Genomic DNA, 25,840 nt, shown 5'->3' with positions numbered 1-25,840 from the left:
GAATGGTAGATCAATCATCTGGCTTGTCCAAGGTCAAAGACTCATTAACACAAAAAATCTTCTTGGGTAATGAACCTAATGCAGAGTTAATTGCAATTCTCACCGTTTACTTTGTCCAAGGAATTTTAGGGCTATCGCGTCTAGCCGTTAGCTTTTTTCTCAAAGATGAACTGCTGCTGAGTCCAGTCCAGGTATCGGCGCTATTGGGAATTGTCTTCCTACCTTGGATGATCAAGCCGGTGTTTGGTTTTATCTCTGATGGCTTGCCTATATTTGGCTATCGTCGCCGTCCTTACTTGATTTTATCCGGGATACTGGGAACTGCTTCTTGGATAAGTCTGGCTACAATAGTTCATACTAGCTGGGCAGCTACCTTAGCGATCGCTCTAGGTTCTCTTAGTGTCGCCATGAGTGATGTCATCGTTGACTCGCTGGTTGTAGAACGAGCCAGAGACGAATCCCAAGCAAAAGCCGGTTCACTACAATCTCTGTGCTGGGGTGCTTCTGCGATCGGAGGTTTAATAACAGCCTACTGTAGCGGTCTACTACTCCAATACTTTACTACCCGTACAGTCTTTGGGATTACCGCTTTATTTCCGCTGATCGTTTCAGGGGTGGCTTGGTTAATTGCTGAGTCCCCCGTTAGCAAAGATGCTCAAGATACTAATCAGACCAACCCTTTACCCATCAAACATCAACTGGAGCAGCTACGCCAAGCCATTAGCCAAAAAGCAATTTGGTTACCAACGGCATTTATCTTCATCTGGCAAGCTACCCCAAATGCTGACTCAGCCTTTTTCTACTTCGCTACCAACGAACTCCACTTTGAACCAGAATTTTTGGGGCGAGTAAACTTGGTGGGAAGTTTTGCTTCTTTGGCAGGTGTTTGGATTTTTCAACGTTTCCTCAAAAGCATCCCTTTTCGCGTGATTTTTGCTTGGAGTACTGTCCTTTCGTCAATTTTGGGGATGACGATGCTGTTGTTGGTGACTCACACAAACAGGCTATTGGGTATAGATGACCACTGGTTTAGTTTGGGTGATAGCCTGATTCTGACTGTGATGGGGAAAATTGCCTTTATGCAAGTGATGGTTCTAGCAGCAAGGCTTTGTCCTTCTGGTGTGGAAGCAACATTATTTGCCTTGTTAATGTCAGTCTATAATTCAGCCGGAACGGTTTCCCATGCATTCGGGGCATTAATCACATATTGGCTGGGGATCACCGCAACAAACTTTGAGTCACTTTGGATTTTGGTGTTAATTACTAACCTCAGCACGCTGTTACCCCTACCATTTATCAAATGGCTACCTGCTGCTGAAGAGGAAACTGAGACATTCAAAAATGAGGAACAAGCATTTTCCACTGATTTGATGCCTGAGTTGATATTGAGAGAACCAAAGTCGGAAATACTAGAATAGTGTTATACAGCAGTTTTCAAGTAAATGAAGTAAAAAGTGCAGGACTCATAACATTGCACATAAAGAGTTTCACTTCTTTCGCTCTGCCCCTCTGCCCCCCTGCCCTATTTGGATGAAACCATTTTTTCGCTGGCAATAATATGCAAATCGATGTTTTTGAGCAAGCGTACCAATTTTTGTGTCAAAGATCCTTTGAGGAGCATTTGCCAGCGCGATCGCTGACTTTCTCCAATTACAATTTGGGTGATCCGATGTTTCTCGGCGACTTCAGCGATCGCATTGGCGATGTTACTGTTGGTAACACGAAGAAAAGTACCTTCAAATTCTTTACAAAGTTTCTCACAAGTGTGGATGTGTAAGCTTTCCTCTTTGGTGAGAAAGCGTTCTGGATCGGCAACGAACAAGGTATAAAGCGGCGCGTTCATATAGTTAGCCAACCTCGCACCCCGACGTAACAATTGCACTGAGTTGGGATAAGTAGATACACATACCAAAACCCGCTCGTGAATATTACAAAATTGTCCGTTAGGAGTAGAGGCGATCGCATTTCCTTCCACGTTGTCTGCCACTTCCCGCAAAGCCAACTCCCGTAAAGCAATCAGGTTGCGGCGTTGGAAAAAATTATCGAGGGATTGTTGGATTTTTTGCTGTGCGTAAATCTTGCCTTCTAATAACCGTTCTTGCAGCGTTTCTGGTGTGACATCCACTACCACTATTTCATCTGCTTCATCCATAATCCTGTCAGGAACCCGCTCACGGACTATCACACCTGTAATTCTAGCTACTAGATCGTTGAGACTTTCCAAATGTTGCACATTCATTGTGGAGTAGACATCAATCCCGGTGGCCAAAACTACTTCTACATCTTCGTAGCGCTTTTCGCGTGGAGAACCAGGGACATTGGTATGGGCAAGTTCATCGATTAAGACTAATTGGGGCGATCGCTTTAAAATAGCATCTGTATCCATATCCGTCAGCGTCATCTCACCGCGAGGATATTTCTTACGGGGTATAATCTCCAGTCCCTCTGCCTTTTCAGCTGTCTCCTTGCGTCCGTGGGTTTCCAAAAGCCCAACGACCACATCAATTCCTTCCTGTTTGAATGCGTGTCCCTCTTCCAGCATCCGATAGGTTTTGCCTACTCCAGGAGCCATACCAATAAAGATTTTATGCTTACCCCGCCGTCGTGCCGGATAAAGCGAGTAACTTGCAGAATTTAAAGGCGCATTCCCAGCCGAACCAGTATTAGTCTTATCTGACATTTATAGCACTCCTATTGCATGGCAAAACCATCATTACCAATGCCCAATGCCCAATGCCCAATGCCCCATGCCCATTTACTGATTTTGCTGACGATTAATATCTTGCAAGTCAAGAGCATAATTCAATCGGAGAACATTGACTCCCGGTTCGCCAAAAATCCATAAAAATCTGTCATCAGTATACTTATTAATTAAACGTAAAATCTCATCTTCTTTTACTCCTCGCGCACCAGCAACCCGCGTCAATTGCTGCCGTGCTGCTTTAAAGGAAATATGCGGATCTAAACCAGAACCAGAGGTATAAATTATATCGGCTATGGGTTGAAGATTTTCCTCTCGCAATTTATCTGCCTGTTCTAAAATCCGCTTAAGTAGTTCTGGATTGCTTGCAGCGAGATTGCTAGCACCAGATATGCCAGTTGGCTTGGCTTTTTTGCCTTGGCTATATCTAACAGTACTAGGACGAGGATGGAAATATCGCTCAGATGTGAACACCTGACCAATCAAAGCTGAACCAATTGGTTCATTACTTAGATTCCGCATGATGCTGCCATTAGCTTGATAGGGCAAAAAAACTTGACCCACTACAAGAATTCCCAGCGGATAGATGATTGCAGTCAACAACCAAAGCATTAGAGTTATAAAAATTGCTCTGATGGTTTCTCGAATAATAGCCATAAAAAGTTTTCCAATTGCGCCTAAAATTTCATTTTTAATTTTTAATTTTTAATTTTTTTGCCCCCCTAACAGGAGTTTATAAGATACTGTTAGCAACAGCATAAACAACAACTGGGGCAGTTACCACATTCAAGCACAGCAGGATAAAAATAGCGAGTGGTAGATGTTGTTTATGCCATTGCGACTAAACAAAGGATATCGTCAAAGCAGTGCTGAATGAAAACGATATTTATTCATATTCTTCTTGTCCCCCCTGTCAACAGGTAAAAGTAAAAATGTTTATTATTTTACTTTGGTCAAGATGCGATCGTTTCCTAGCGTCTCTACTTTTGCTATCCTTAAGCCAAGCCCACAAGTGTAATTAGTACATCGATCAACTTAATTGCAATAAACGGCGCAATCACCCCGCCTAGACCGTAAATTAAGATATTGCGTTGGAGTAACTGATTAGCTGTCAGCGGTCTAAACCTCACACCCTTTAATGCCAAGGGAATCAAAGCGGGAATAATCAAAGCATTATAAATCAACGCTGAGAGTACAGCAGATTTAGGGCTAGTCAAATTCATAATATTCAGGCTTTGCAGGTTAGCAGCGACAAATATCACTGGGATAATTGCAAAGTATTTAGCAATATCATTAGCGATGGAAAATGTCGTCAATGCCCCGCGAGTAATCAACAATTGTTTACCAATACCAATGATATCGAGCAGCTTTGTGGGATCGGAGTCCAAATCGATCATGTTAGCGGCTTCTTTTGCGGCTTGCGTTCCTGTATTCATCGCCACGCCGACGTTAGCTTGAGCTAATGCGGGAGCATCGTTAGTTCCATCTCCCGTCATGGCGACCAGTTTACCTGCTGCTTGTTCCTGCTGAATGATACTGATTTTGTCTTCTGGTGTGGCTTCGGCAATGAAGTCATCAACCCCAGCTTCTTTGGCAATGACAGAAGCGGTAATTCGGTTGTCTCCAGTTAGCATGATGGTACGCACTCCCATCCTTCGCAGTTGCTCAAAGCGATCGCGGATACCAGGTTTAACTATATCTTTGAGATAAATAATTCCATAGATTTCGTTATCTAAGCTAACTGCTAGGGGTGTGCCTCCCAAGCGAGAAACTCGTTCGTAGACAGCATCCAATTCTGGTATATCGCGTCCATTGCGAGAACGGACAAATCCTTTAATAGCTTCTACTGCTCCCTTTCTAGCCTCATACCCACCAGGTAAGTTTGTGCCACTCATCCGGGTTTTGGCCGAAAAACTGACTCCTTCTGCTTGACTAGAGTCAAAATCAAACCGTGCGCCCAACTTTTCTGCCAGTCGGACAATGGATTTTCCTTCTGGTGTATTGTCAAAGACACTAGCTGCCCAAGCAACATTCGCAATTTCTGACATTGAATGACCGTTGAGGGGAATAAACTCTTCCGCTAGACGGTTGCCAAGGGTAATTGTACCTGTTTTGTCGAGAAGTAAAGTGTTGATATCACCACAGGCTTCGACTGCTCGTCCTGATGTGGCAATGAGGTTAAATTGGGCAACTCGATCCATACCAGCAATACCGATGGTACTTAGTAACCCGCCAATGGTGGTAGGAATTAATGCTACTAATAAGGCAATTAAAGTTGGGACGCTGACTGGACTGTTGACATAGTAAGCAAGTGCAGGCAAGGTGACTACAACTAACAAAAACACTAAGCTGAGAACTGCCAACAATACTGTGATGGCAATTTCATTGGGTGTTTTGCTGCGTTCTGCCCCTTCTAACAACTTAATCATGCGGTCAATAAAGCCTTTGCCTGGGTCAGTAGTAATACAGATAATTAGTTCATCTGAGATAATCCGCGTTCCACCAGTGACGGAACTAGCAACGTCAGAGCCTGATTCTTTTAATACTGGTGCGGATTCCCCAGTAATTGCCGATTCATCCATTGAGGCAACACCCATGATTACTTCACCATCGGCGGGGATGATATCCCCAGCAACGACGTAGATGGTATCGCCCTGTTTGAGGCTGGTGGATGAAACTTCACTAAGTGTGCCATCGGCAGCAAGTTTTTTAGCGATCGCCTCTAACTTTGTTAATCGCAAGGCATCGGCTTGGGCTTTACCTCGCCCTTCTGCCACTGCTTCGGCAAAATTGGCAAACCAAACTGTAAAAAATAAAATCCCCGACAACAAGACATTGAAAACTTGCGGGTTCTTTTGAAGGGTTGGGCCAAATAGGTTGGGATCGATCGTTAGCAATAGGATGATGATTGTCCCTACCCAAACCACAAAAATTACTGGATTTTTGATTGCATACTTAGGGTTGAGCTTGACAAAAGCATCTCTAATTGCTCTTAAGTACAGCCACTTATTATTTGCCCTAGTCTTTTTACGTTTTTGGCGGCGATCGCCAGAACGAGAACTTGGGCGTCTAGCTTTGAAGTTAGTTGCCACTGGATTCATAAATAAAGTTTAGGAGCGAGAAGTTAGGAGTTAGGAGTTATAGGAACTTCTAATAAAAAAATATCCAACCTGTAGGATGCGTTACTAACGCATCCTACGAAACCGGATAATTTATAAAATAACGGCAGGAGCCAGGAGGAAAGAAGTAAGAATTAAAACTTTAGTTCTGAGTAATTACCCAGTTAAAAATAAGATACTGGTACGAGACGCGTAGTGCAAGATATAGCTGAGTGCCGTTAGCAGGGCGTTGAGCAATCAACACTGTCCTAACATATCTAACTACAGCTATATAAACCTTTCTTGCTTGAATCTCACACTTTTAAGTCTGGGTTACTCCTGCCTCCTGCCTCCTGAATTACTTTTTGATACTTTCTTAATTTCAAACTTATAACTCATAACTTTTCTAACTGCCAGATGCTAGTTTCAAACCCTCAGCTATGGGGCCTAAAGCCAGAACGGGAAAGAAAGTTAATACTCCTAAAACCAGCGTCACTCCAGCCGTGATCCCAGTGAATACCAGAGAATCAGTTCTCAGGGTTGCAGGGGTTTCTTGTACTGGTTGTTTGCGAGACATCCCGTCAGCTAGCAGCAGGATGGCAATCATCGGAATGTAGCGTCCTCCGATTAGGCTAACTAAAGTACTCAAGTTCCACCACAAGGTGTTATCCCCCAAGCCCTCTAAACCCGAACCATTATTTGCTGCTGCTGAGGCATATTCATAAACTACTTGAGAAATACCGTGATAGCCAGCGTTGCTAATTCCAGATAGGGAGATGGGATAAGCCAAAGCGATCGCACTGGGGATCAAAACTAGAATTGGGTGAATCAACAGCACTACGCTAGCGAGAACGATTTCCCGCTTTTCAATTTTGCGTCCTAAAAACTCTGGGGTACGTCCTACCATTAGTCCAGTTAGAAAGACTGTGAGAATTAAGTAAATAAATAAGTAAGCTGTTCCAGTTCCCTGACCACCCCAGATAACCTGGATAAATAAGTTGAAGAGAGTCGAAAATATTCCTTGCGGCATCAGAGAATCGTGCATCCCATTCACAGCACCAGACATAGTAGCAGTAGTCATTACTGCCCAAAATGCTGTTTGTGCCCAACCAAATCGAACTTCTTTGCCCTCTAAATTGGGCTGTTCTAATCCAAAGGCGGTATTAACTAGGGGATTACCTTGCAGTTCTCCCACGGCTGTCACTCCCACCAGAACGACAAAAATCACAAACACCATCCAAAAAAGTAGCCAAGCTTGTTTGATATTGTTGGCAAATATACCGTAGGTATAAATCAAGGCTGCGGGTATAGAAATCATGGCGAGCATTTCTATCAAATTAGAAGCGCCATTGGGATTTTCAAAGGGATGTGCTGAGTTTACGCCAAAAAAGCCACCGCCGTTCTCGCCCAAAAGTTTGATCATTTCAAAGGATGCCACCGGGCCTCTCGCCAGATATTGCGTCCCGCCTTCTAAGGTTTGTATATCCATAGTCCCAGCCAAGGTTTGTGGTACACCTGTTACCAGCAAAGCGATCGCGCCAATAATCGAAATCGGCAGCAAGATTCGCGTAATTCCACGGACGAGATCGACGTAAAAGTTTCCCAGTTTTCTACCCGTCAAGCCGCGAATAAAGGCAATTCCCACGGCTAAACCGGTGGCTGCGGAGGTGAACATCAAAAAGCCTAAAGCCGCTACCTGACTAAAATAGCTTAAGGTTGTCTCACCTACATAGTGTTGTTGGTCGGTATTCGTTACAAATGAAATCGTTGTGTGCAGCAATACATCCCAACGGATAGCACCGAAGCCGTTTGGATTCCAGGGTAATAGTCTCTGAAAATAAATCAGAAAATACACTGAAATAGCCATAATCAAGTTACAACAGAGTACGGCTCGAATATACTGCCAACCTGTCATATCATCTTTTCTCCGAACACCCGCAAGTACGAACATACTTCGCTCTATGGGGTTCATTAAAAAATCAAGCAGTGTTCTTTCTCCCAAAAAGACACGCGCTATGTATTTTCCGAATAATGGAGTGATTGCTATGACAATACACAGCGTTAAGCCAATTTGCAAAAAACCTTGTCCCATATATTTTGCGCTAAATTAAATTTCAGTGGTAGCAAGCCAATTCTTAGAAATAATAGATTAACTGTAGGAGTATTTGATTTCAAGGGATTTCCTTAAACAATACTGAGTACAAAACGCAATAATCGCACTCAGCATCAAATTAATTCCGAGTAATAAGTGCCTCGGCTGAAAGTAGGAAAATTCATAAGTATTAATTCTTACTCATTACTTTTTGTTCAGTAGAGGCTAAACGTCCCGCTACCGCTAACAGAACTCCTGAATATTTTCTGTTGTGACTATTTTCCAGATACTTATTAAAGTTTTTGTTAAGAATATTTAATTTTGACTATTAATTCATCTATCTCACTACTTAGGATTATTTGTTTATACAATACATTTTCCAAGTTTGCTAGTTTCAAAGAATATAAATATCATAAAGTATTTTTTAATGGGATTAGGGTTTAGGAAGATAGTGGTAGAGACGCCGCTTCTTGTAGCAAATACCCAGTTTGCACTCTCCAGTCTTGTGGAATCGTAATTTTCGGGTTAATTCTTAAGTTGGCATTTGCAGATATAGATTGCAGATAGATCGTAATTGGTAAATTAAATAGTTATACAGATTGGATAATCACAATTTTTTAGTAAATCATAAATGACGATGTTAAGTCGATTATTGGCTATGAGAGAAGCTATAAATGAGCGTGGAAGAACGTATGGGTTAATAACGATCGTCTTTGCGATCGTGATAATACTAGAATATTTAACACCCCCTGAGTACGTATTTGGCTACCTCTACACAGGAACGATTTTGTTAGCATCTCGATTGAATCGGGGAGCAGTTTTGGGGATCACTCTTGCAGCTACAGGATTAACATTGTTGAATTTGTTTGTTCCCGGAGGAGAAATGATTAATTCTCCAACGTTGGCAAATAGGTTGATTGCAGTATTGGCGTTGATGGTAACGGGTTGGTTAAGTTACCGCAACCACCGCAATGAAGAAGCGATCGCTTTTACGCAAGCACAATTACGTTCCCAAGAACAACTAGCTACCATGCGTGAAGATTTTGTTTCTACCCTAACGCATGATTTGAAAACACCCCTATTAGGAGCAATTGAAACGCTGAAATATTTTCAAAATGAGCAATTTGGTGAAATCACGCCTATGCAAGCAAAAGTCTTACAAACAATGGCTCGTAGTCATCAGAGTACATTGCAATTAGTCCAAACACTTTTAGATGTGTACCGCAATGATGCCGAAGGACTGAAACTACAGATATCACCAGTTAACTTGGTGACAGTGGCGGAGGAGATCGTTGCGACACTGACTGAACTAGCGAAAACACGACAGGTTTATATTTCTCTGCACTATGGTGAATCAGATTTTCGGAGCTTTCTTTGGGTAAACGGCGATTCTTTGCAACTTGGGCGAGTTTTCAGCAATCTCCTGAGTAATGGCATTAACCATACCCCTCGTGGCGGTAAAGTGGAAGTAGTATTTGAAGGCTATTCTAGCGACCAAGTGGTAAAAATACTCGATACTGGTTCCGGCATTACCGAAAAAGAGTTACCTCACTTATTTGAGAGATTTTATCAAGGAAATAGCGATCGCCACGTCTCCGGCTCTGGACTAGGACTTTATTTGACCAGGCAAATTATTACTGCTCATGGGGGTACAATTTGGGCAGAGAATCGCTCACCACGCGGGGCAGTGTTTGGTTTCCGACTCCCGGCTTGTCCACCACCGGGGAGATGAGGAGTGGGGGAGCAGGGGAAGCAGGGAAAGCAGAGGAAGCAGGAGAAAATAATATTCCTGACAAATGACAAATGACAAATGACCAATGACCAATGACCAATGACAAATGACAAAAATCTTACTAGTTGAAGATGATGAATTATTTCGGCTTGGTTTGCGAATGCGGTTGCAACAAGAAACCAGTTTGGAGATTGTTGCAGAAGCGGAAGATGGGGAACAAGCTGTAGAATTCGCCAATCGCTATCCTCTGGATTTGGTCTTGCTGGATATAGGTTTACCGGGAATTGGCGGGATTGAGGCTTGTCGCCAAATCAAGCAGAAGCACCCAAATTTACCAATTCTTGTTTTAACGTCTCGTTCTGAAAAACCCCTGATTTCACGGTTAATTGCCGCCGGGGCGCAAGGTTACTGCCTTAAAGGTATTCCGGCTGAGTCTTTGATATTAGCAGTGCGATCGGTTGCTGCGGGCGCTTCTTGGTGGGATCAAACGGCAACAACTGAAATTAGAGCCGCTTTTGAGGGGAATTCGATGGCGGTGCAGTCTGCAAAAACTGAGGAATCTTTAGAAAATCCTTTAACGAAGCGGGAGCAAGAAATTTTGGCACTGGTAGCAGCTGGCAAAAGTAATCAAGAAATTGCTGAAATTCTCTACATTGCCCCTGGTACAGTGCGGGTTCATGTCCATGCTATTTTACAGAAATTAGAAGTACGCGATCGCACTCAAGCCGCAGTCTTAGCTATCCAAAAAGGATTGGTAGCACCAGAATTGTTGATTAATTAGATTTATCGGGAAAGAAATTCTTTTAAGATTTTGAAAATTGCGATGAGATATTAGGTTGCTCTATAGGAATTTCGATCACAAACTCTGCTCCTTTGCCCACAGATGAGTTACAGCTTATATTTCCTCGGTGTTTTTGGACGATAATCTGATAACTAATAGATAATCCTAGCCCACTACCTTTACCCACAGGTTTTGTGGTAAAAAATGGGTCAAATAAACGCGATCGCAACGACTCTTCAATACCAAGACCATTATCAGCGATCGCTATTTTGACTAGATTCAAGTCTGTCACTTCTGTATGAATCCGAATTTGGGGAGTAGGCAGTAGGGAGTAGGGAGTTGAAGATTGATTCCCCACTCCCCATTGCCCCCGATCCTCAGAGAGTTCCACATTCCCCATTCCCCACTCCCCACTTCCCACTCCCTCTTCTATGGCATCAATAGCATTATTCAACAAATGCATAAATACTTGATTTAGTTCACTCGCATAACAAGTGACTAGGGGCAAGTTACCATAATCTTTCACTACAACAATTGCCGGGCGATCGGCTGCTTCCCTAAGCCGATGTTGTAACATTACTAAAGTATTTTCGATGTCTTCATGGATATTTACCCGTTTCATCTCTGCTTCATCATGCCGAGAAAAATGTTGTAGCGCCAGTACAATTTCCCGAATGCGATCGGAGCCTCTATACATTGCACCTATCAGACTTTGTAGATCCTTAATAATAAAATTCAAGTCTACATTTTTGGCTATTTGCTGAACTTTTGCTGTGGGTTTGGGATATTCCTGCTGATAGACTTCAATTATATTTACCAGGTCTTCCACATATTGACCAGCATATTGGAGATTTCCATAAATAAAACTGATCGGGTTATTAATCTCATGAGCCAGCCCAGCTACTAACTGTCCTAGCGCCACCATCTTTTCATTCTGAATTTGTTGAACTTGAGAGGCTTTTAAGTCGTCAATAGCCTGTTGGAGTAAAAAGTTTTTTTCTTGCAGTTTTACTTGCAGCAAACGTAAATTAATTTGATTTTCAATTCGCAATACTACTTCTGCCCCATGAAAAGGTTTTGCAATATAATCTACACCACCAACATCAAATGCCTTTACCTTATCTACAACATCATCCAGGGCGCTAATAAAAATTACTGGGACTTCACAAGTTTTATCGTCAGCTTTCAGTTGTTGACAAACTTGGTAGCCATCCATACCAGGCATATTGATATCTAGCAAAATCACATCGGGCAAAACCATTTGACATGCAGTCAGTGCCATTTTACCGTTTAAGGCTTTGCGAACTTCAAAACCTTGTGCAGTCAACATCGCCGATAAAAGCCGCAAATTATCTGGAGTATCATCGACCACCAAAATATTTCTTTTCTGATGGTTAGTTTGATTAAAATGCATTATTGATCAAAAGTTATGCGTATAATTATTGAGGATAGTAAATCCTTGTTTGAAATCACCCTAAAATTTGTTGACCGATTTCACCGAAATACTTATATTTATAGTTTAACTCTCACGTGGCTGGAGAGTTTTGCAGATTATCGAAGCTATTGGCCAGTTATCAACTTTAGCAACCCGATCAACTGCTGTAAGGATTATAGTAGCTAGCACTCCGTCCTATTTAGCCAAGGATCAACAATGAAATTTTTCCAAGATGTTACTTGATAGCTACCATTGAGGTGCTGAGTTGAGCAACTTCAGAGCCAGTTGTTGTTCTATGGGTTGAGAAAATAAATATCCTTGAGCAAAATTACAGTTTAAACTTCTCAATTGTGCTAACTGTTCTTCTGTTTCAACACCTTCAGCGATCGCACTCATCCCCATTGAGTTGGCAATGCCAATCATTGCTGGTACTAACCCCATATTCTCTTTGTTATCCTGCATTCGTTTGACGAAGGATTTATCAATTTTAAGTGCATTTAAAGGAAAGCTGTGCAGGTAACTTAAAGAGGAATATCCTGTACCAAAATCATCCATAATTAACTTAATTTTTCGCTGTTTTAGTTGTTCAAGAATTATTTTTATCGCATCGGTATTTTCCATAATTACACTTTCGGTAATTTCTAATTCTAAATATGCCGGATTGATTTTATTTTCATAAATTATTCGGTCAATTTGTTCTACCAAATTCGGCTGTAAAAATAACCTTGCACTCAAATTAACACTCATCGTTAGAGGTTCTGGTGTCACTGGATAATGTTGCCAGATGCTTAATTGATGACAAGCTGACTGTAATACCCAAGTATTGATGGCATTAATTAAACCCGTTTCTTCGGCCACAGGAATAAAGTCTATGGGAGAAATCAAACCACGAATCGGATGTTGCCAGCGCACCAAGGCTTCAAATCCAGAAATTCTGCCTGTAACTAGGGAAATAATTGGCTGATAGTAAACGAGGAATTCTCGCCTTTCAACAGCCCTCCGCAGGTCATTTTCTAACTCTAAAAGCTGAATAGCTTCCTGATGCATTGCTGGATTAAAAACGTGATAGTTGGCCCTTCCTTGAGCCTTAGCCCGATACATTGCCGTATCAGCATCTCGCAGCAAATACTCTGGGCGATCGTAATCTTTATTGCCCCAACTAATGCCAATACTGGCATTCATAAATACTTCATATCTGGAAAGTTTAAAAGCTAGTGATAACTGTTGCAAAATCCTTTCGGCAACTTGGATTGCTATATTGATATCTGTGATATTTTCTAAGAGAATTCCAAATTCGTCACCGCCCAATCGTGCTAAAGTATCAACAGGTATGATACATGCTTGTAAGCGTTGAGCAATGGCTATCAGCAATTCATCTCCCACCGGATGACCAAGGGAATCATTGACAACTTTGAAGCGATCGCAGTCCAAAAAAAGTACTGCAAACTGATAACTAGATTCTTGTTTCGCCCGATTTAGAGCATTTTCTAGTCGCCTAATAAACAAAACTCGGTTTGATAATCCAGTCAGGGAGTCATGCAGTGCTATATCTAGCAGTTGACTTTGCAATTTCTGGCGAGAATGGATTTCTTGCTGGAGTTTTTGGAGAGTTTTTTCTAGCTCTCCAGTCCGCTGTTTTACCCGATGTTCTAGTTCAACATTTAGTTTCAATATTTCTAATCGTGCCGATCTCAATGCCAGTTGATTTTGCACACGCACTAAAACTTCTTGAAACTCAAAAGGTTTGGTAATGTAGTCTACACCACCGACTTTAAAGGCTTTAACTTTGTCAAAAACATCATCTAAAGCGCTAATAAAAATTACTGGAATATCGGCTGTTAGCTCCCAAGCTTTAAAGGTCTGGCAAATTTCATACCCATCTACTTCTGGCATCATGATATCGAGTAGAATCAAATCAGGTAATAATGTTTGAGTTGCCGTCAGTGCCATTTGCCAGTTCAAAGCTTTACGAACGTTATACCCTTCCCTTGTCAATATGGAGGATAAAACCCGCAGGTTATCCGCCATATCATCAATGATCAAAATATCTTTTTTATTAGGGTCTAAATGCTCGTAATTCATTCTAAGTTTGTTGTAGTCAATTCCATGATTTTCTCAAACTGGTAGTTATTTGCTAAATCCCTGAGAACTTGAAAAACTTGAGCATTATCTGATGGAATTTGCTTGAGTAACTCTAAAATCAGTTCATCGCTACAGCTGGCTGCGGCATAGTGAAGCTGTTGGAGCCACTCAGGTGACATTTGTGATAAATGGCCCAGGAGTTCGGCAACACTTACAAAAATCTGTTTAGCTTGATTGACAACTACTGTGTTTGTGGTTTCTACTTGATTGGTATATTTTAAACCCAGATGCTTGCTCAGTTTTTCCAATAATACTTCCTGTTTGAATGGCTTGCGAATAAAATCATCACAGCCAATGGACAAAATTTTCTGGCGTTCTTCCTCAAAGGCGCTAGCAGTTAGGGCAATAATGATTGTATTTGTATTGGAGCTATCTGGCATTGTTCTAGAGAAGTTATAAGGGGGAGGCAAAGTTGTTGGCATCCGCGATCGCAATGTGGACGTACCAGAAGGATCATTTTCTATGACACCAGTTGTTTCTGGTGTAGAAGACTCTTGGCGTACAACTTTGAGAGCCTCACCCTCGCCTGAACCTGTTAACTCTTCTGCAAGGTATTGGCTCGCCGATGACACCAGTTGTTTCAATTTTGGGAACCTCCTCGACGTATTGGTTGTCCCATGTCCGATTTCTCTAGCTTTAATAATTCTTGTGGCTTCGTAACCGTCCATGACTGGCATTCGCATATCCATAAAAATCAAGTGTGGTTGCCAAGATTCCCAATTAGCGATCGCTTCACTACCATCTGTAGCTTCATTAACTTCAAAGCCGAGAGATGTGAGAATTTTAACTAGCAATATACGGCTTTCTTTGGAATCGTCAACTACTAAAATGCGGTATACTTTTTCACTAGGTGCTAAAGCTCTAATTTGTGATTTAATTTGGTTTATCGGGATTTCTCTAGGGCAAGTTAGAGCAATCTGAACATCAAAGGCAAATGTACTACCGACACCAGGCGTAGTGGTGACAGTAATATCTCCTCCCATCAGTTGCACGTATTTACGGCTAATCGCTAAACCCAATCCTGTCCCTTGTTGGAATTTTCTACCGATTTCGGTTTGTTCAAAAGCCTCAAACAGCAAGTCAAGTTCTTGTGGGGCAATACCACAGCCAGTATCTTGTATCTCAAAGAAAAGAAAAGAGGGATAAGAAAGATTTTGCTCCCCCTGCTCCCCTACTCCCCTATTCCCTTGCTCTCCTGTCCCCACTCTCACCCGTAGTGTCACCCTCCCTCGATCGGTAAATTTGATAGCATTTCCCAACAGGTTGAGCAATACTTGACACAGTTTATTTTCGTCCGTTTCTATGTATTTAGGAATATCTGACGCATATTCAAACAGTAATTCTAAATTTTTAGATGCAGCACGCAAGTGCAACATCTCTTCTAAGTTTTTCAACAAATGAATTAAGTCAAAGCTGCTGCAATTTAATGTGATTTTGCCAGCTTCGATTTTAGACATTTCGAGAATGTCGTTAATTAATTTGAGTAGATGTTCGCCAGCACGATTAATTATTGCCAAGTTTTCTTGATGTTCGCTAGATAGCGAATAATCTCGACTCATGACTTGGGTGAAACCAAGAATGGCATTGAGTGGGGTACGCAGTTCGTGGCTCATGTTAGCAAGGAATTCGCTTTTGGCGAGGTTGGCGGCAGCACTTCGCGCTGCTTCCCGAACAGCTGCTTGTTGTTCCTGTGCAGCAATTTTTTGCGATTGAATCAGTTCTTCTTGGGTGGTTTGCAGTTGCTCGATAACTTGCTGGAACTCTTCAGTACGTTTTTTTACTTGAGCCTCTAAGGTGCGATTGTATTCTGCTAATAACTTTTCTGTTTGTTTGCGTTGGGTGATATCAAAAAATGTGGCGATCGCAAAAGCAAGATTCCCTGATTCATCATAAATTGGCTTTCCTAAAATCTCAATGGGAGTAATCTTGCCACAACGGCGAATTTCCATATCATCAACCCTGGTGCTTTGCCCTTGTAATGCCCTTAAAATCGGCAGGCGATCGCTGGGGTAAAGTTGATCTGTCCCGGCAAGGTAAGCTTGATATACCTCTGACAATTCTTCGGTGTTAACTTGGGCGATTATTCCTTGACCGAGAATTTGCTGCCCAATCTGATTTGTATAATAAGGTTTACCTTCACCATCGATGATAAGTACACCTACTGGCATGGCTTCTAAAAATTGAGTTAGCTGACTCTGATTATGAGATAGCGCCTCATTTAAAACTTGCATCTGGGCATTCTTTGCTTCTAAAGCACTAAAGGATGCTTGGAGTTGCTTTGCCATAGTTTCAAATGATTTGGCTAGTTCCCCCAGTTCATCGGAACGCTGAATATCTGGTGTTTTCTCCCATTCACCTTGAGCAATTTTCTTCGCCGATCTGTTTAATTGTAAAATCGGCTTAATTACCCAACGAGCAGTCAAAATCCCAATTCTTGTAGCCACTAAAAAAGCAATTATGCACAGCAAAATAGTGATGCGGGTGTTGGCATTAATTTGCTCCATAAATTCGCCTTCGGGAATCACCGCCACAATTAGCCAATCTAAACCCAGTTCGTCCTTCCAGCTTTTTACCTGTACAAAATAACGCATTCCATCGGCACTAAAACTTAGCTGTTGCTTCCCCCCAACAAACTTAAGACTGCCAAAGCGTTCGATCAAAGACTGTGTTGTGAGTTTAATTAAATGATTTTGACTATCTAATGCTGATAGACGTTTTCCTTTACCATTAACGATCGTATATGGTGGCTCGCTAGTAGAAGAAGCCACTATTAACCCAGAACGTTCTAAAATAAAAGTTTTACCCGACTCTTTGACCTTTAACTTAGCTAAAAAATTGCCGATTTGTGACAACAATAAATCAACACTAATTACCCCAACGAATTTGCGATTTTTATCGTAAACCGGATAGCTGGAAGATATGGATAAAATTTCTGGTTTATCTTCCCATTGATAAATTTGACTCCAAACTCGTTTGCCTATCTTGACTGGATCTGTATACCAAGCTTCTACGCGAGGATCGTAATTTTTGACTTCTTGTAAATGGCGGCGATTTCCTTGCTTGTCTGTAGGATAAACATAGAGTTTGCCTATACCATGCTTGGCGCTAACTTCATTAATTAAGAGCCGGCCATTATCTAGACGTTCAACACCGATAAATTCACCTTTGGGATTGGCAAAGCTGTTATAGCCAACATTGAAAACCTGCATTTGTTTCCAAAAGTAATTACCGGTGGTTTGAAAGTCCGAAAGGTTAAGCAAACCTAGCTCAATCGCATCTAAGTTGATTTGATTAATTTGCTTCGGGGTTGTTAAATAGCTATCAAGATGCTGTTCAATGCGATCGCAGATTTCATTTTCTAATTGAGTAGCAAGCTCCCTTACCGCTTTTTGGCCGTTTTGATAGGAAAGATAGCCCACAAGTCCCACTGCACCACAAATTTGCAAGATAAAGGGCACAATCAGAACATATTTCAGGGGCATCTTGCCATAAACTTTGCCAACTAAGCGATTAAATGATTTGACGGGCTGAAGTTTGGATAACATTGTAGTTTTATTCTTCCCCAGCATCTACTAAGTGCATTTTGCTATGCCAGCTATATTTTATACAAGTACAACAACGACATATATTGCTTTTTATGAAAATTTTATATTTCTAGTATAAAACAAGACAAAATGCTTATACTTGTTTGACTGGCTGAATTCCTCCAATGCCTAATTTTCAAACTTTGCACAGGAGTAGTCCCCTATAGAAATCATCTACGTGGGTACGCCATCGCACCTGAATTTGCTCAGTTTTATCTGGCAATATTTCCACAAATTTTCTCAGATGAACTGAAATTTAACCAATAAGCTCCAGTATGCCATTCTAAAATTTAGGTCGCCATTGGCACCCAATCCTAAATTTAATTTTTAATTGCTGATGTGTTGATTTTCTGGACTGGAAACCCCTGGACTCGTACAAAAACTTATATTTAACTACAACAATTTTAGAATTGTCATGCAAATACACAGCATAAACAAAAAAATCCAAAAAAATTTACTTTGGATTGTTTATTTTGACGGAATATTAACTTTGTTGTATATTTATGTCAACTCGATCGCCGATTCGTAAAATTTTTCCAGCTGATGATGGGGGCAGTTGAGTATTAATACTCAATCTATAAAAGTGATTAAAAGGCGATGAAGCAACCCAATTTGGCAAAGTTGCTTGTCGCTGGGTTGTAAAGATTTTTTGAAAGTTTGGGTAAGCTTCCCCTAAGTAAGAATTGCGTGTTGGGACTATACAACGCTGACATGGGTTAACCCCAAAAAAGTCTACATCTCCCACTCGAAAAGAGACTAAATCACCTTGCTCGCTAAATAGCCGATCTTCCCAAAATGCTGGTACACCACCAATCTCGATGTTGGCACGCATCCGACGGCGCATTTCATCTACACTTAAACCAGGAAACCAAGAAGCTACCTCTGTCAATGTGGCTGTACTAATTACCGTTGGGCCAAGTGAGTGTGTATCGTCAGGAAAACCCATCAAAGAGTTTTGTCCCAATGTGACAGTAAACTCAAAATAATCATTCAAAATTGCTTCTAATGCTTGCCGTTCCTTATCTAGATGAAAAATTTGTTGTGAGTTGGCATCGGGGATTTGCAATGAGATAGTTCTATTTAAGAGTGCAAATTGTGCCCTTAGTAAATGGATTTTAGCATGACGCTTGCCATTGACAAATCTACCTTGTTTGTCAAAAATGGCAAACTCGCGGTCATACTGTAGTGCGCCACTGGCAAGAACTTTAGCGTTCTCAACTTCAACACCATCCAGTGATTTAACTGGATACAGTAAAATCTTAGCTAGGTAAGGCGTCACGTCGCTTCGCTCCAAATTCAAAATTCAAAATTCAAAATTCAAACATTTTAGACACACATAAATAAATAGGACTAGCCCTTTCAAGGTGAGTAAAAATTTTGCTCAAAAAATTCCTCTTTAATCTCTTAACTCTGTGTTCTCTGCGTCTCTGTGGTTAAATAAATTACTTTTAAACCGCAGAGGCACAGAGAGCGCAGAGAGAAAAACAGAGATTTTACGAGTCACCTTGAAAGGGCTGATAAATTTAGTTGCTCTGTATCCTTTTCGTTTTCGGTCATAGGAATATTTGGATTTGAGATTTGGCGAAAAGTCCTAGCATCTCGCAAAGAGCGAACTAAACTTTTCAAGACAGATTTTGGATTTTAGATTGGTGATTTAGTAGTCCCCAATCTAAAATCTAAAATTCTTTTGTTAACTATTTGAGCAATATTGTTTGTTAATTATGGATATACTGGCGATTTATCGATGCCGCCAACATGATTTAAAGGCCAGAAGCGAACTACAGCACGTCCAATAATATTCTGGCGGGGGACAACACCCCAACAGCGGCTGTCATAACTACTGTTACGATTATCACCCAATACTAAATATGAATCGGCTGGTATAGTCTGGGGTTTGGCCAAAAAAGGTGGCTGTGGCCCTGATTGGCAAACATCAATAACTGTGGTTTGCCCAGAACTGAGGTAATTGGCTTCTGGGAGAGGTTTGTTATTGATATAGACTTTGCCATCCTTAAGTTGTATTTTTTCTCCAGGTAGGGCAATTATACGTTTAATAAAAGCATCTTGATATTGTTCTTTTTGTAGTTCTTTTGTCGGTGAAAATACTACTATATCTCCCCGCTGTGGGTCAGCAAATTTATACTTCAACTTATCGACAATAATTTTGTCTGCCTCCCACTGGTTTGGCGTACCATGCAAAGTCGGTTCCATTGATCCAGAAGGAATCCAGCGTGCTTCAGCAACAAAGGTACGAATTCCTAGAGCTAGAACAATACTCAATACAATTGTTCTACCTAGCTCTGCGATCCAAGAATTATCGGGTTGTTGACTAGAATTGTTATCAGACACTTGATTATGCATGAAATTACTTAACTTAATGAAAGACGTAGGTAATTAACTCGCCTAGTGAGACTTTATCTGTTAATCTTAGCGGGAAAATTTTAATTTCCTAGTTATGTTTGCATCTTGACTACCAATTTTAGATTGTGGATTGGGAAGGAGGTAGGAGGCAGGAGAGATCAGGCTTCTAGATGAGACGCTCTCGCGTTCAACCCTATCTAATTGCAGTCCACCAAATCGGAGATTTTGTGGAGGACTTAAACTTCTGCTGCCTCTGTTGTTAAAAATAAACTTTTTTTTAAGGCGCGGCAAAAATTGGTTACTCCGATCGCGAATAAGTTTAACCTAAAAGCATGGTTTTCTGTAATACATAACTCGCTGTCTAAACTTGGTTATCCCTATGTCATCTCCAAAAATGTTACTGATTCGCCGCGCTCGCATAATCTTACCCGATGGTGAACTGATGGTTGGGGATGTGTTGACGCGCGATCGCCAAATAGTCGAAGTTGCGCCAGAAATCTCCCAAACAGCACTAGTCACTGAAATTGACGCAGAAGGCTTAACTTTGTTGCCAGGAATTATCGATCCGCAAGTGCATTTCCGGGAACCTGGACTAGAACACAAAGAAGATTTATTCACCGCCAGTTGCGCCTGTGCTAAAGGGGGAGTCACTTCCTTTTTAGAAATGCCCAATACGCGCCCCCTAACTACGACACAACAGGCTTTAGACGACAAGCTAGAACGGGCCTCACACAAATCCTTAGTTAATTATGGCTTTTTTATTGGGGCAACAGCAGAGAATTTACCAGATTTGCTTTTAGCAAAGCCAACACCGGGAATTAAGATTTTCATGGGGTCGATGCATGGTCAGTTGTTGATTGATGGTGAAACAACATTGGAGGCGATTTTTGCTAAAGGCGATCGCTTAATTGCCGTTCATGCCGAAGACCAAGCTAGAATCAACCAACGCCGCCAAGAATTTGCCAACATTCACGATCCAGCTGTTCACTCGCAAATTCAAGATAATCAAGCGGCGTTGCTGGCAACCCAACTAGCATTAAAACTTTCTCAAAAATATCAACGTCGTCTGCATATTCTCCACATGTCAACTGCCGAAGAAGCAGATTTGCTGCGTCAGGAGAAACCAAGTTGGGTGACAGCGGAGGTTACGCCACAACATTTGTTGTTAAATACTAGTGCTTATGAAACAATTGGCACATTAGCACAGATGAATCCACCTTTGCGATCGCCCCACGATAACGAAGTTCTCTGGCAAGCTTTGCGCGATGGCGTGATTGATTTCATTGCGACAGATCACGCACCACACACCTTAGAAGAAAAAGCTCAAGAATATCCCAATAGCCCTTCAGGAATGCCTGGGGTGGAAACTTCTCTCGCTTTAATGTTAACTGCGGCAATGGAGGGCAAGTGTACCGTTGCTCAAGTTGTGAACTGGATGTCTAAAGCTGTAGCTGTGGCTTATGGTATTCCGAATAAGGGAGCGATCGCCCCTGGTTATGATGCCGATTTGGTGCTTGTAGATTTAAATACATATTGCCCAGTCCGGCGCGAGGAACTTTTAACCAAATGCCATTGGAGTCCTTTTGAAGGCTGGAACCTGACCGGTTGGGCTAAAACCACCATTGTCGGCGGTGAAATAGTTTATGACAAAGGCCAGGTAAATACGCAAGTGCGGGGTCAAGCTTTAACTTTCTTGTAGCAAATATTGATTTAACCTTACTAAAACCCTGAATTTACAGCAACTACATAAGATATATTCCTCCCCAACCTTCATGCCAGATTGTGCAGGTGGGGTATTTCTGTACCTCACAACGTAGAAATTTGCTGTATTTTCTAAGTGTTTCAAGTTAAATCATCACAAAGACGCGATAAATCGACGTCTCTACGAAAGATTGACTATTGTAGAGACGGCGATTCATCGCGTCTCTTGCCTTAACCGAAGAGTATTGCGGAATGCGGAGCCTGGGAAGGAGAAAATATCTTCTAGGCTGGCTTTTACCTTAAGTTGACACCAATACTACCGCGTACTCCCCTCTACAGAGAAGCAAGCTATAGGTAGTGTCTCGTAGAGAAGGCACTTCGTTAAAAAAAAACTTAGGTATTCTTCCAGTCGGATAAGTCGGACAAGTCGGATAAGAGTAAACAAGTTAATGGAATGGGATTCTGATTCATCTCATGATGCTTGTCCATAGAAAAATAATCAAAGAGAATTGCTATGTCCTTCAAAATTTTGGCTTTAGACGGTGGCGGTATTCGTGGAATTGTTGCAGCACGAATACTTAAACAAGTAGAACAAGAAATTAGAACTCAGGGAAAAGGAGAGTTTTTACACGAATATTTTGACATGGTTGCTGGTACTTCTACTGGTTCAATATTAGCAGGAGGAATTGCTCTCGGAAATGAGAGTGATGAACTCATTAAAATGTATAAAAATAGAGGTAAAGATATATTCCCTCTGGAGATAAAAGAGCGCTACAAAAACTTTCCATCCATCATCAAATCAATTATTGATGTATTTTCTCCATCTAAATATTCTCATGATGGAATTACTAGCGTACTCAAAGATGCCTATAAATCCACAAGAATCAAGGATATCGAAAAACCCATTCTTTTGATTCTTGCTTACGATACGCTATATCGCAACACAACATTTTTTACAAATTGTCATCCCGATTTAGGAGACAGATGGTACGATGACTGCTATTTATGGGAAATATGTACCGCTTCTGCCTCAGCGCCCACTTTTTTTCCACCATATAAATTAGAACCTGTAGATAAACAAAAATTTGGTGATTGGGAATTCCCACACATTGATGGAGGAGTTTCTGCTAATAATCCTGCTCTTGCAGCTTTGAGTTTAGCGATGAGGATTAGCCAGTCTTCAGTATCTCCAGAAATCAAGCAACAATATAAACTAGATAATCTGCGATTGGAAGATATTTCTATTCTTTCTATTGGCACAGGTCAAACTGGTGAACCATATCAATATAAGCAAATCAGCAAATGGAGAGGCTTAGACTGGATCAAAAATCTGACTAACATTTTTATGGAACCTACATCTGAGATTGATAGTACGATTTGCCGACAAATCATGGGTGGATATGAGTCTAAACGTTACTTACGTCTTCAGTTTGACTTAAATGAGACATTTAAACCTAAGCCGAAAGAGACTTATAAAGATCCTCGGATTGTATTATCTCCAGAAGAGCGGAAAAATAAATTTACAGGGGAAAAAGTTAGTGAAGAAATAGATGATACTAATTCCGAGATTCTTCAGCAGTTAATAGATACTACGTCTGCATTCATTGAGCAAGGTCTTACGTACTATACCAGAGACGATTCCGGTTCTCCGATAAAAAAGGCGATCGCGTCTTTTATTAGAGATAACTAGCAAACTGTGTTATTATTTACAACTTTCTACAATTGGTTGGGGTTTGAATACCCATCCAATTGATCCCTACGCCTTGTTCAAGGCTTTTTTTGGCTCGTTCCATCAGCTTAGATAATCAAGGAGCGATGCCTACGGCGGTAAACTACGCACGTAAGCTCTAGCAAGAACTGCCTTCTTCGATAAATTCTATAAATTGTATTTAATTTACTAATTAAAATTTGCTTTTCTGATAAAGTTTAGTAAATTCAAGCTTTACCTCTTCTTTGTACTACTACTATCACATCGTAATAATACCTAAATTTTTTAATTAGTAATTAACGAGGAGAAGATATAAAAAATTTTTTAGCAACAAAATAGAATGTGTAATCCAATACATTTTTCTCAGCCCTGTTTTGTGTTGTTGCCACAGTATTTCCCGAATGTTTTCCATGAGAACTGAGGCAGAGAAAATAATATGTTTTTAGACATTTTAGCTAGCCTGCAACGGTTATTTGTTGGTTATATTCCAGCCGCTGTATTGGGTAGTTTTATCGGATATTTCATCGGGATAAATAGCATGATTTATCAGCTATTTCGGCTGATATTTCAGATACCACATAGTATCCCTCCTATAGCTTTGCTACCTATTGCCCTAATAGCGTTTCAAGAGAGTGATTCGGCTGCTATTGTAGTAGTTTTTCTGGGAACTCTCTGGACGATGATTATTAATACCGCAATAGGGATGCAGCATTTCAAGAGACAGAATAATAACTTTCGAGTAGCTATTTTTCATATATTTCATGCCTTGAAAGTTAGCATTTGGGTAGCTTGGTTTATCGTTATTGCCACAGAAATGTTAACAGGGCCAAGAGGACTTGGCTTTACCCTCTGGGATGCGTATAAAGCTGGCAATACTGATTATATAATCCAGGAAATCTTATACATCGGTATCATTGGTTTTTTGCTGGATCAGTTACTAGATTTTGCAGCCTATATTCTCTCGCAAATGGTTTCAGATGGCAAAAAATCTTCTTAAACTTTATCTAGGCTTGCGAATTGTACCCTGCCAGCTAATAGTTTGCTTGGCAGAACGTATTCCTAAAGAACGAGTTGCTACGACTTCAATATCAACGTTGACACCAGGGCGTAAAGCTTCGTCAGGAATTTTGAGCTTGCTCAAAGCTAGAGTAAAACGATTGTAGTCACGAGTCACAAGTTCTGTGGGAATATCCCCTTCAAATTCAGTTTTGTAGCCAGAAAAACCGTGTGAGCTATCTTGGGCGCGAAATTTTACGCGAAATTGAGTATTAATAGCATCAGACTTGGCTGCCAAATCAACTATTTTTAAGTTGAGATTTTGTCCGGCATCGGCAAACTCTGCCACAGCTAACCGGGTGACATCTTTTTTGGGAATGGCATGGTTAACGGTAAATGTTGTTAAGTTAGCCTCACTTTTGCTGTTACCTTCAACCCATAGTTCCTCAGAAAAAGTAATTTTTACTTGTTTGTTATCAGTTAAATTTAGTGTTACGGCTTGATTGCCAAAGCTGGTAATGGGTTGTCTTTCTTGCCAATCTATTTGAAAAGCCTCTTCTAAACGCTGTTCAAACTCTCGATAATCATCGGCGATCGCAGAACCAGGCGCAAGTAGAGAAGCTGCGCCTATGCGTTGATTCCACTTATTCTTCGAGAGTTTGAACTGTTTATTTATCAGTTCCGACATTGCTAGCTGCACAGTTGGAGTATCAGCTGCCAAAGGTTCCTTGCTATTGACAATACTCAAAGTTCCTAAGCGCCCTTGGCTACCATCGCTACCATCGCTGCCATCTCGCCCATCCCTACCATCGCTACATCGATAAACCTTTTCAGTACACTTGTAATCAGGGCTACCAGGAGTTCCCTTGCAGGTTTTTACTTCCCATCTCCGTCTGTGACAGTTACAACCCTCCGTACCGTTGCCACCTCTACCACCGCGCCCGCCTTCCCCACCAGTTGCCCGGATAGAAATATTCCGTAAGTCTGCCAAATTGCTGTAATAGACTGTGAGGGAACCACCATTTCCCCCATCTCCTCCCTTGCCACCATTACCGCCACTACCGCCGTCTGGTGCGTTTATGTCATGACTAACGCGATTGCGTTGGGAAGCACAGTCAGGTTGATAACCATCTTCACCGTCTTCCCCGTCTTCACCATCTTTACCCGACAAGTCAAGATTTACAGGTGAACCATTGACAAAAATATTTTGGTTTTCACCGCTGCTACCATCTCTACCCGATCGCCCATCGGTTCCTGCACGTCCATCTCTGCCATAATTTCTGGCTACTTTATAGTATTCATCAGAGGCAACGGCTGGACATAAAACTGAACCAGAGGCAGGCAAAAAGCTAGTAAATAAGCAGAATGTCAGCAGTAGTGGCAGCTTACTCCTAAAACCATTGTGCATCTAGTTACACCTATAACTTTAGTTGAATTATCTACTCCTGACGCTGACTTTCAACAATTTGCTCCCTCTTGTCCAGTAATTTTACACTCACGATGCACCTT

General features: G+C 41.3%; 16 protein-coding genes. 6 read left to right on the top strand and 10 right to left on the bottom strand.

All coding sequences use genetic code 11. The features are described from left to right. Positions 1-2 precede the first annotated feature (2 nt). Positions 3-1,418 (top strand): folate/biopterin family MFS transporter, encoded by a 1,416-nt coding sequence (locus HWQ42_RS05740; protein ID WP_292810100.1) that lies wholly within the window; start codon positions 3-5, stop codon positions 1,416-1,418. 104 nt (positions 1,419-1,522) lie between these two features. On the opposite strand, the gene HWQ42_RS05735 is transcribed toward HWQ42_RS05740, so the two are convergent. The 4 genes from HWQ42_RS05735 to kdpA all read right to left on the bottom strand — a co-directional run bounded on the left by HWQ42_RS05735 (position 1,523) and on the right by kdpA (position 7,891). Continuing rightward, positions 1,523-2,680, bottom strand: coding sequence for a universal stress protein (locus tag HWQ42_RS05735; RefSeq protein WP_292810098.1), 1,158 nt, complete (start codon positions 2,678-2,680; stop codon positions 1,523-1,525). 75 nt (positions 2,681-2,755) lie between these two features. After that, positions 2,756-3,358, bottom strand: a complete 603-nt coding sequence (gene kdpC, locus HWQ42_RS05730; protein WP_292810096.1) for a K(+)-transporting ATPase subunit C — start codon at positions 3,356-3,358, stop codon at positions 2,756-2,758. A gap of 338 nt (positions 3,359-3,696) precedes the next feature. Beyond that, positions 3,697-5,802, bottom strand: coding sequence for a potassium-transporting ATPase subunit KdpB (gene kdpB, locus HWQ42_RS05725; RefSeq protein WP_292810094.1), 2,106 nt, complete (start codon positions 5,800-5,802; stop codon positions 3,697-3,699). A 403-nt stretch (positions 5,803-6,205) separates the two neighbouring features. Next, on the bottom strand, positions 6,206-7,891 hold the full coding sequence (gene kdpA / locus HWQ42_RS05720; RefSeq protein ID WP_292810092.1) for a potassium-transporting ATPase subunit KdpA: 1,686 nt from the start codon (positions 7,889-7,891) through the stop codon (positions 6,206-6,208). 637 nt (positions 7,892-8,528) lie between these two features. Between kdpA and HWQ42_RS05715 the strand changes: the two genes are divergently transcribed. Both HWQ42_RS05715 and HWQ42_RS05710 read left to right on the top strand, forming a co-directional pair. Beyond that, on the top strand, positions 8,529-9,623 hold the full coding sequence (locus tag HWQ42_RS05715; RefSeq protein ID WP_292810234.1) for a HAMP domain-containing sensor histidine kinase: 1,095 nt from the start codon (positions 8,529-8,531) through the stop codon (positions 9,621-9,623). Positions 9,624-9,729: 106 nt separating this feature from the next. Continuing rightward, on the top strand, positions 9,730-10,404 hold the full coding sequence (locus HWQ42_RS05710; protein ID WP_292732243.1) for a response regulator transcription factor: 675 nt from the start codon (positions 9,730-9,732) through the stop codon (positions 10,402-10,404). Positions 10,405-10,426: 22 nt separating this feature from the next. Here the strand turns inward: HWQ42_RS05710 and HWQ42_RS05705 are convergent, their stop codons facing one another. The 5 genes from HWQ42_RS05705 to lepB all read right to left on the bottom strand — a co-directional run bounded on the left by HWQ42_RS05705 (position 10,427) and on the right by lepB (position 19,926). Beyond that, positions 10,427-11,818, bottom strand: a complete 1,392-nt coding sequence (locus HWQ42_RS05705) for a response regulator (protein ID WP_292810090.1) — start codon at positions 11,816-11,818, stop codon at positions 10,427-10,429. 267 nt (positions 11,819-12,085) lie between these two features. Continuing rightward, positions 12,086-13,921 carry an EAL domain-containing protein gene (locus HWQ42_RS05700; RefSeq protein WP_292810088.1) on the bottom strand — a complete coding sequence of 612 codons (1,836 nt, stop codon included), beginning with the start codon at positions 13,919-13,921 and terminating at the stop codon, positions 12,086-12,088. Continuing rightward, positions 13,918-17,526 carry an ATP-binding protein gene (locus HWQ42_RS05695; protein WP_292810085.1) on the bottom strand — a complete coding sequence of 1,203 codons (3,609 nt, stop codon included), beginning with the start codon at positions 17,524-17,526 and terminating at the stop codon, positions 13,918-13,920. Before HWQ42_RS05695 ends, HWQ42_RS05700 begins: the two co-directional genes overlap by 4 nt. Positions 17,527-18,049: 523 nt before the next feature. Further along, positions 18,050-18,844, bottom strand: a complete 795-nt coding sequence (locus tag HWQ42_RS05690; protein WP_292810083.1) for an MOSC N-terminal beta barrel domain-containing protein — start codon at positions 18,842-18,844, stop codon at positions 18,050-18,052. A 440-nt stretch (positions 18,845-19,284) separates the two neighbouring features. Further along, entirely contained in the window at positions 19,285-19,926 is a 642-nt protein-coding gene (gene lepB, locus HWQ42_RS05685) for a signal peptidase I (protein ID WP_292732253.1), read from the bottom strand. Positions 19,927-20,305: 379 nt separating this feature from the next. Here lepB and HWQ42_RS05680 point away from each other — a divergent pair, with 379 nt between their 5' ends. From HWQ42_RS05680 to HWQ42_RS05670, 3 genes are all read left to right on the top strand, one after another. After that, entirely contained in the window at positions 20,306-21,625 is a 1,320-nt protein-coding gene (locus tag HWQ42_RS05680) for a dihydroorotase (protein ID WP_292810081.1), read from the top strand. 516 nt (positions 21,626-22,141) lie between these two features. Beyond that, complete coding sequence (locus HWQ42_RS05675) at positions 22,142-23,317, top strand: patatin-like phospholipase family protein (RefSeq protein WP_292810078.1); 1,176 nt, start codon at positions 22,142-22,144, stop codon at positions 23,315-23,317. Between the two features lie 454 nt (positions 23,318-23,771). After that, positions 23,772-24,332 carry a nitrate transporter gene (locus HWQ42_RS05670; RefSeq protein ID WP_099101952.1) on the top strand — a complete coding sequence of 187 codons (561 nt, stop codon included), beginning with the start codon at positions 23,772-23,774 and terminating at the stop codon, positions 24,330-24,332. Between the two features lie 3 nt (positions 24,333-24,335). Here the strand turns inward: HWQ42_RS05670 and HWQ42_RS05665 are convergent, their stop codons facing one another. Then, positions 24,336-25,739 carry a collagen-like protein gene (locus tag HWQ42_RS05665; RefSeq protein WP_292810077.1) on the bottom strand — a complete coding sequence of 468 codons (1,404 nt, stop codon included), beginning with the start codon at positions 25,737-25,739 and terminating at the stop codon, positions 24,336-24,338. Positions 25,740-25,840 lie beyond the last annotated feature (101 nt).

Origin of the sequence: Nostoc sp. JL23 (genome assembly GCF_017115065.1) — a bacterium.
Classification (GTDB): domain Bacteria; phylum Cyanobacteriota; class Cyanobacteriia; order Cyanobacteriales; family Nostocaceae; genus Nostoc; species Nostoc punctiforme_A.
This window is presented reverse-complemented; position numbering and strand designations above follow the sequence as displayed.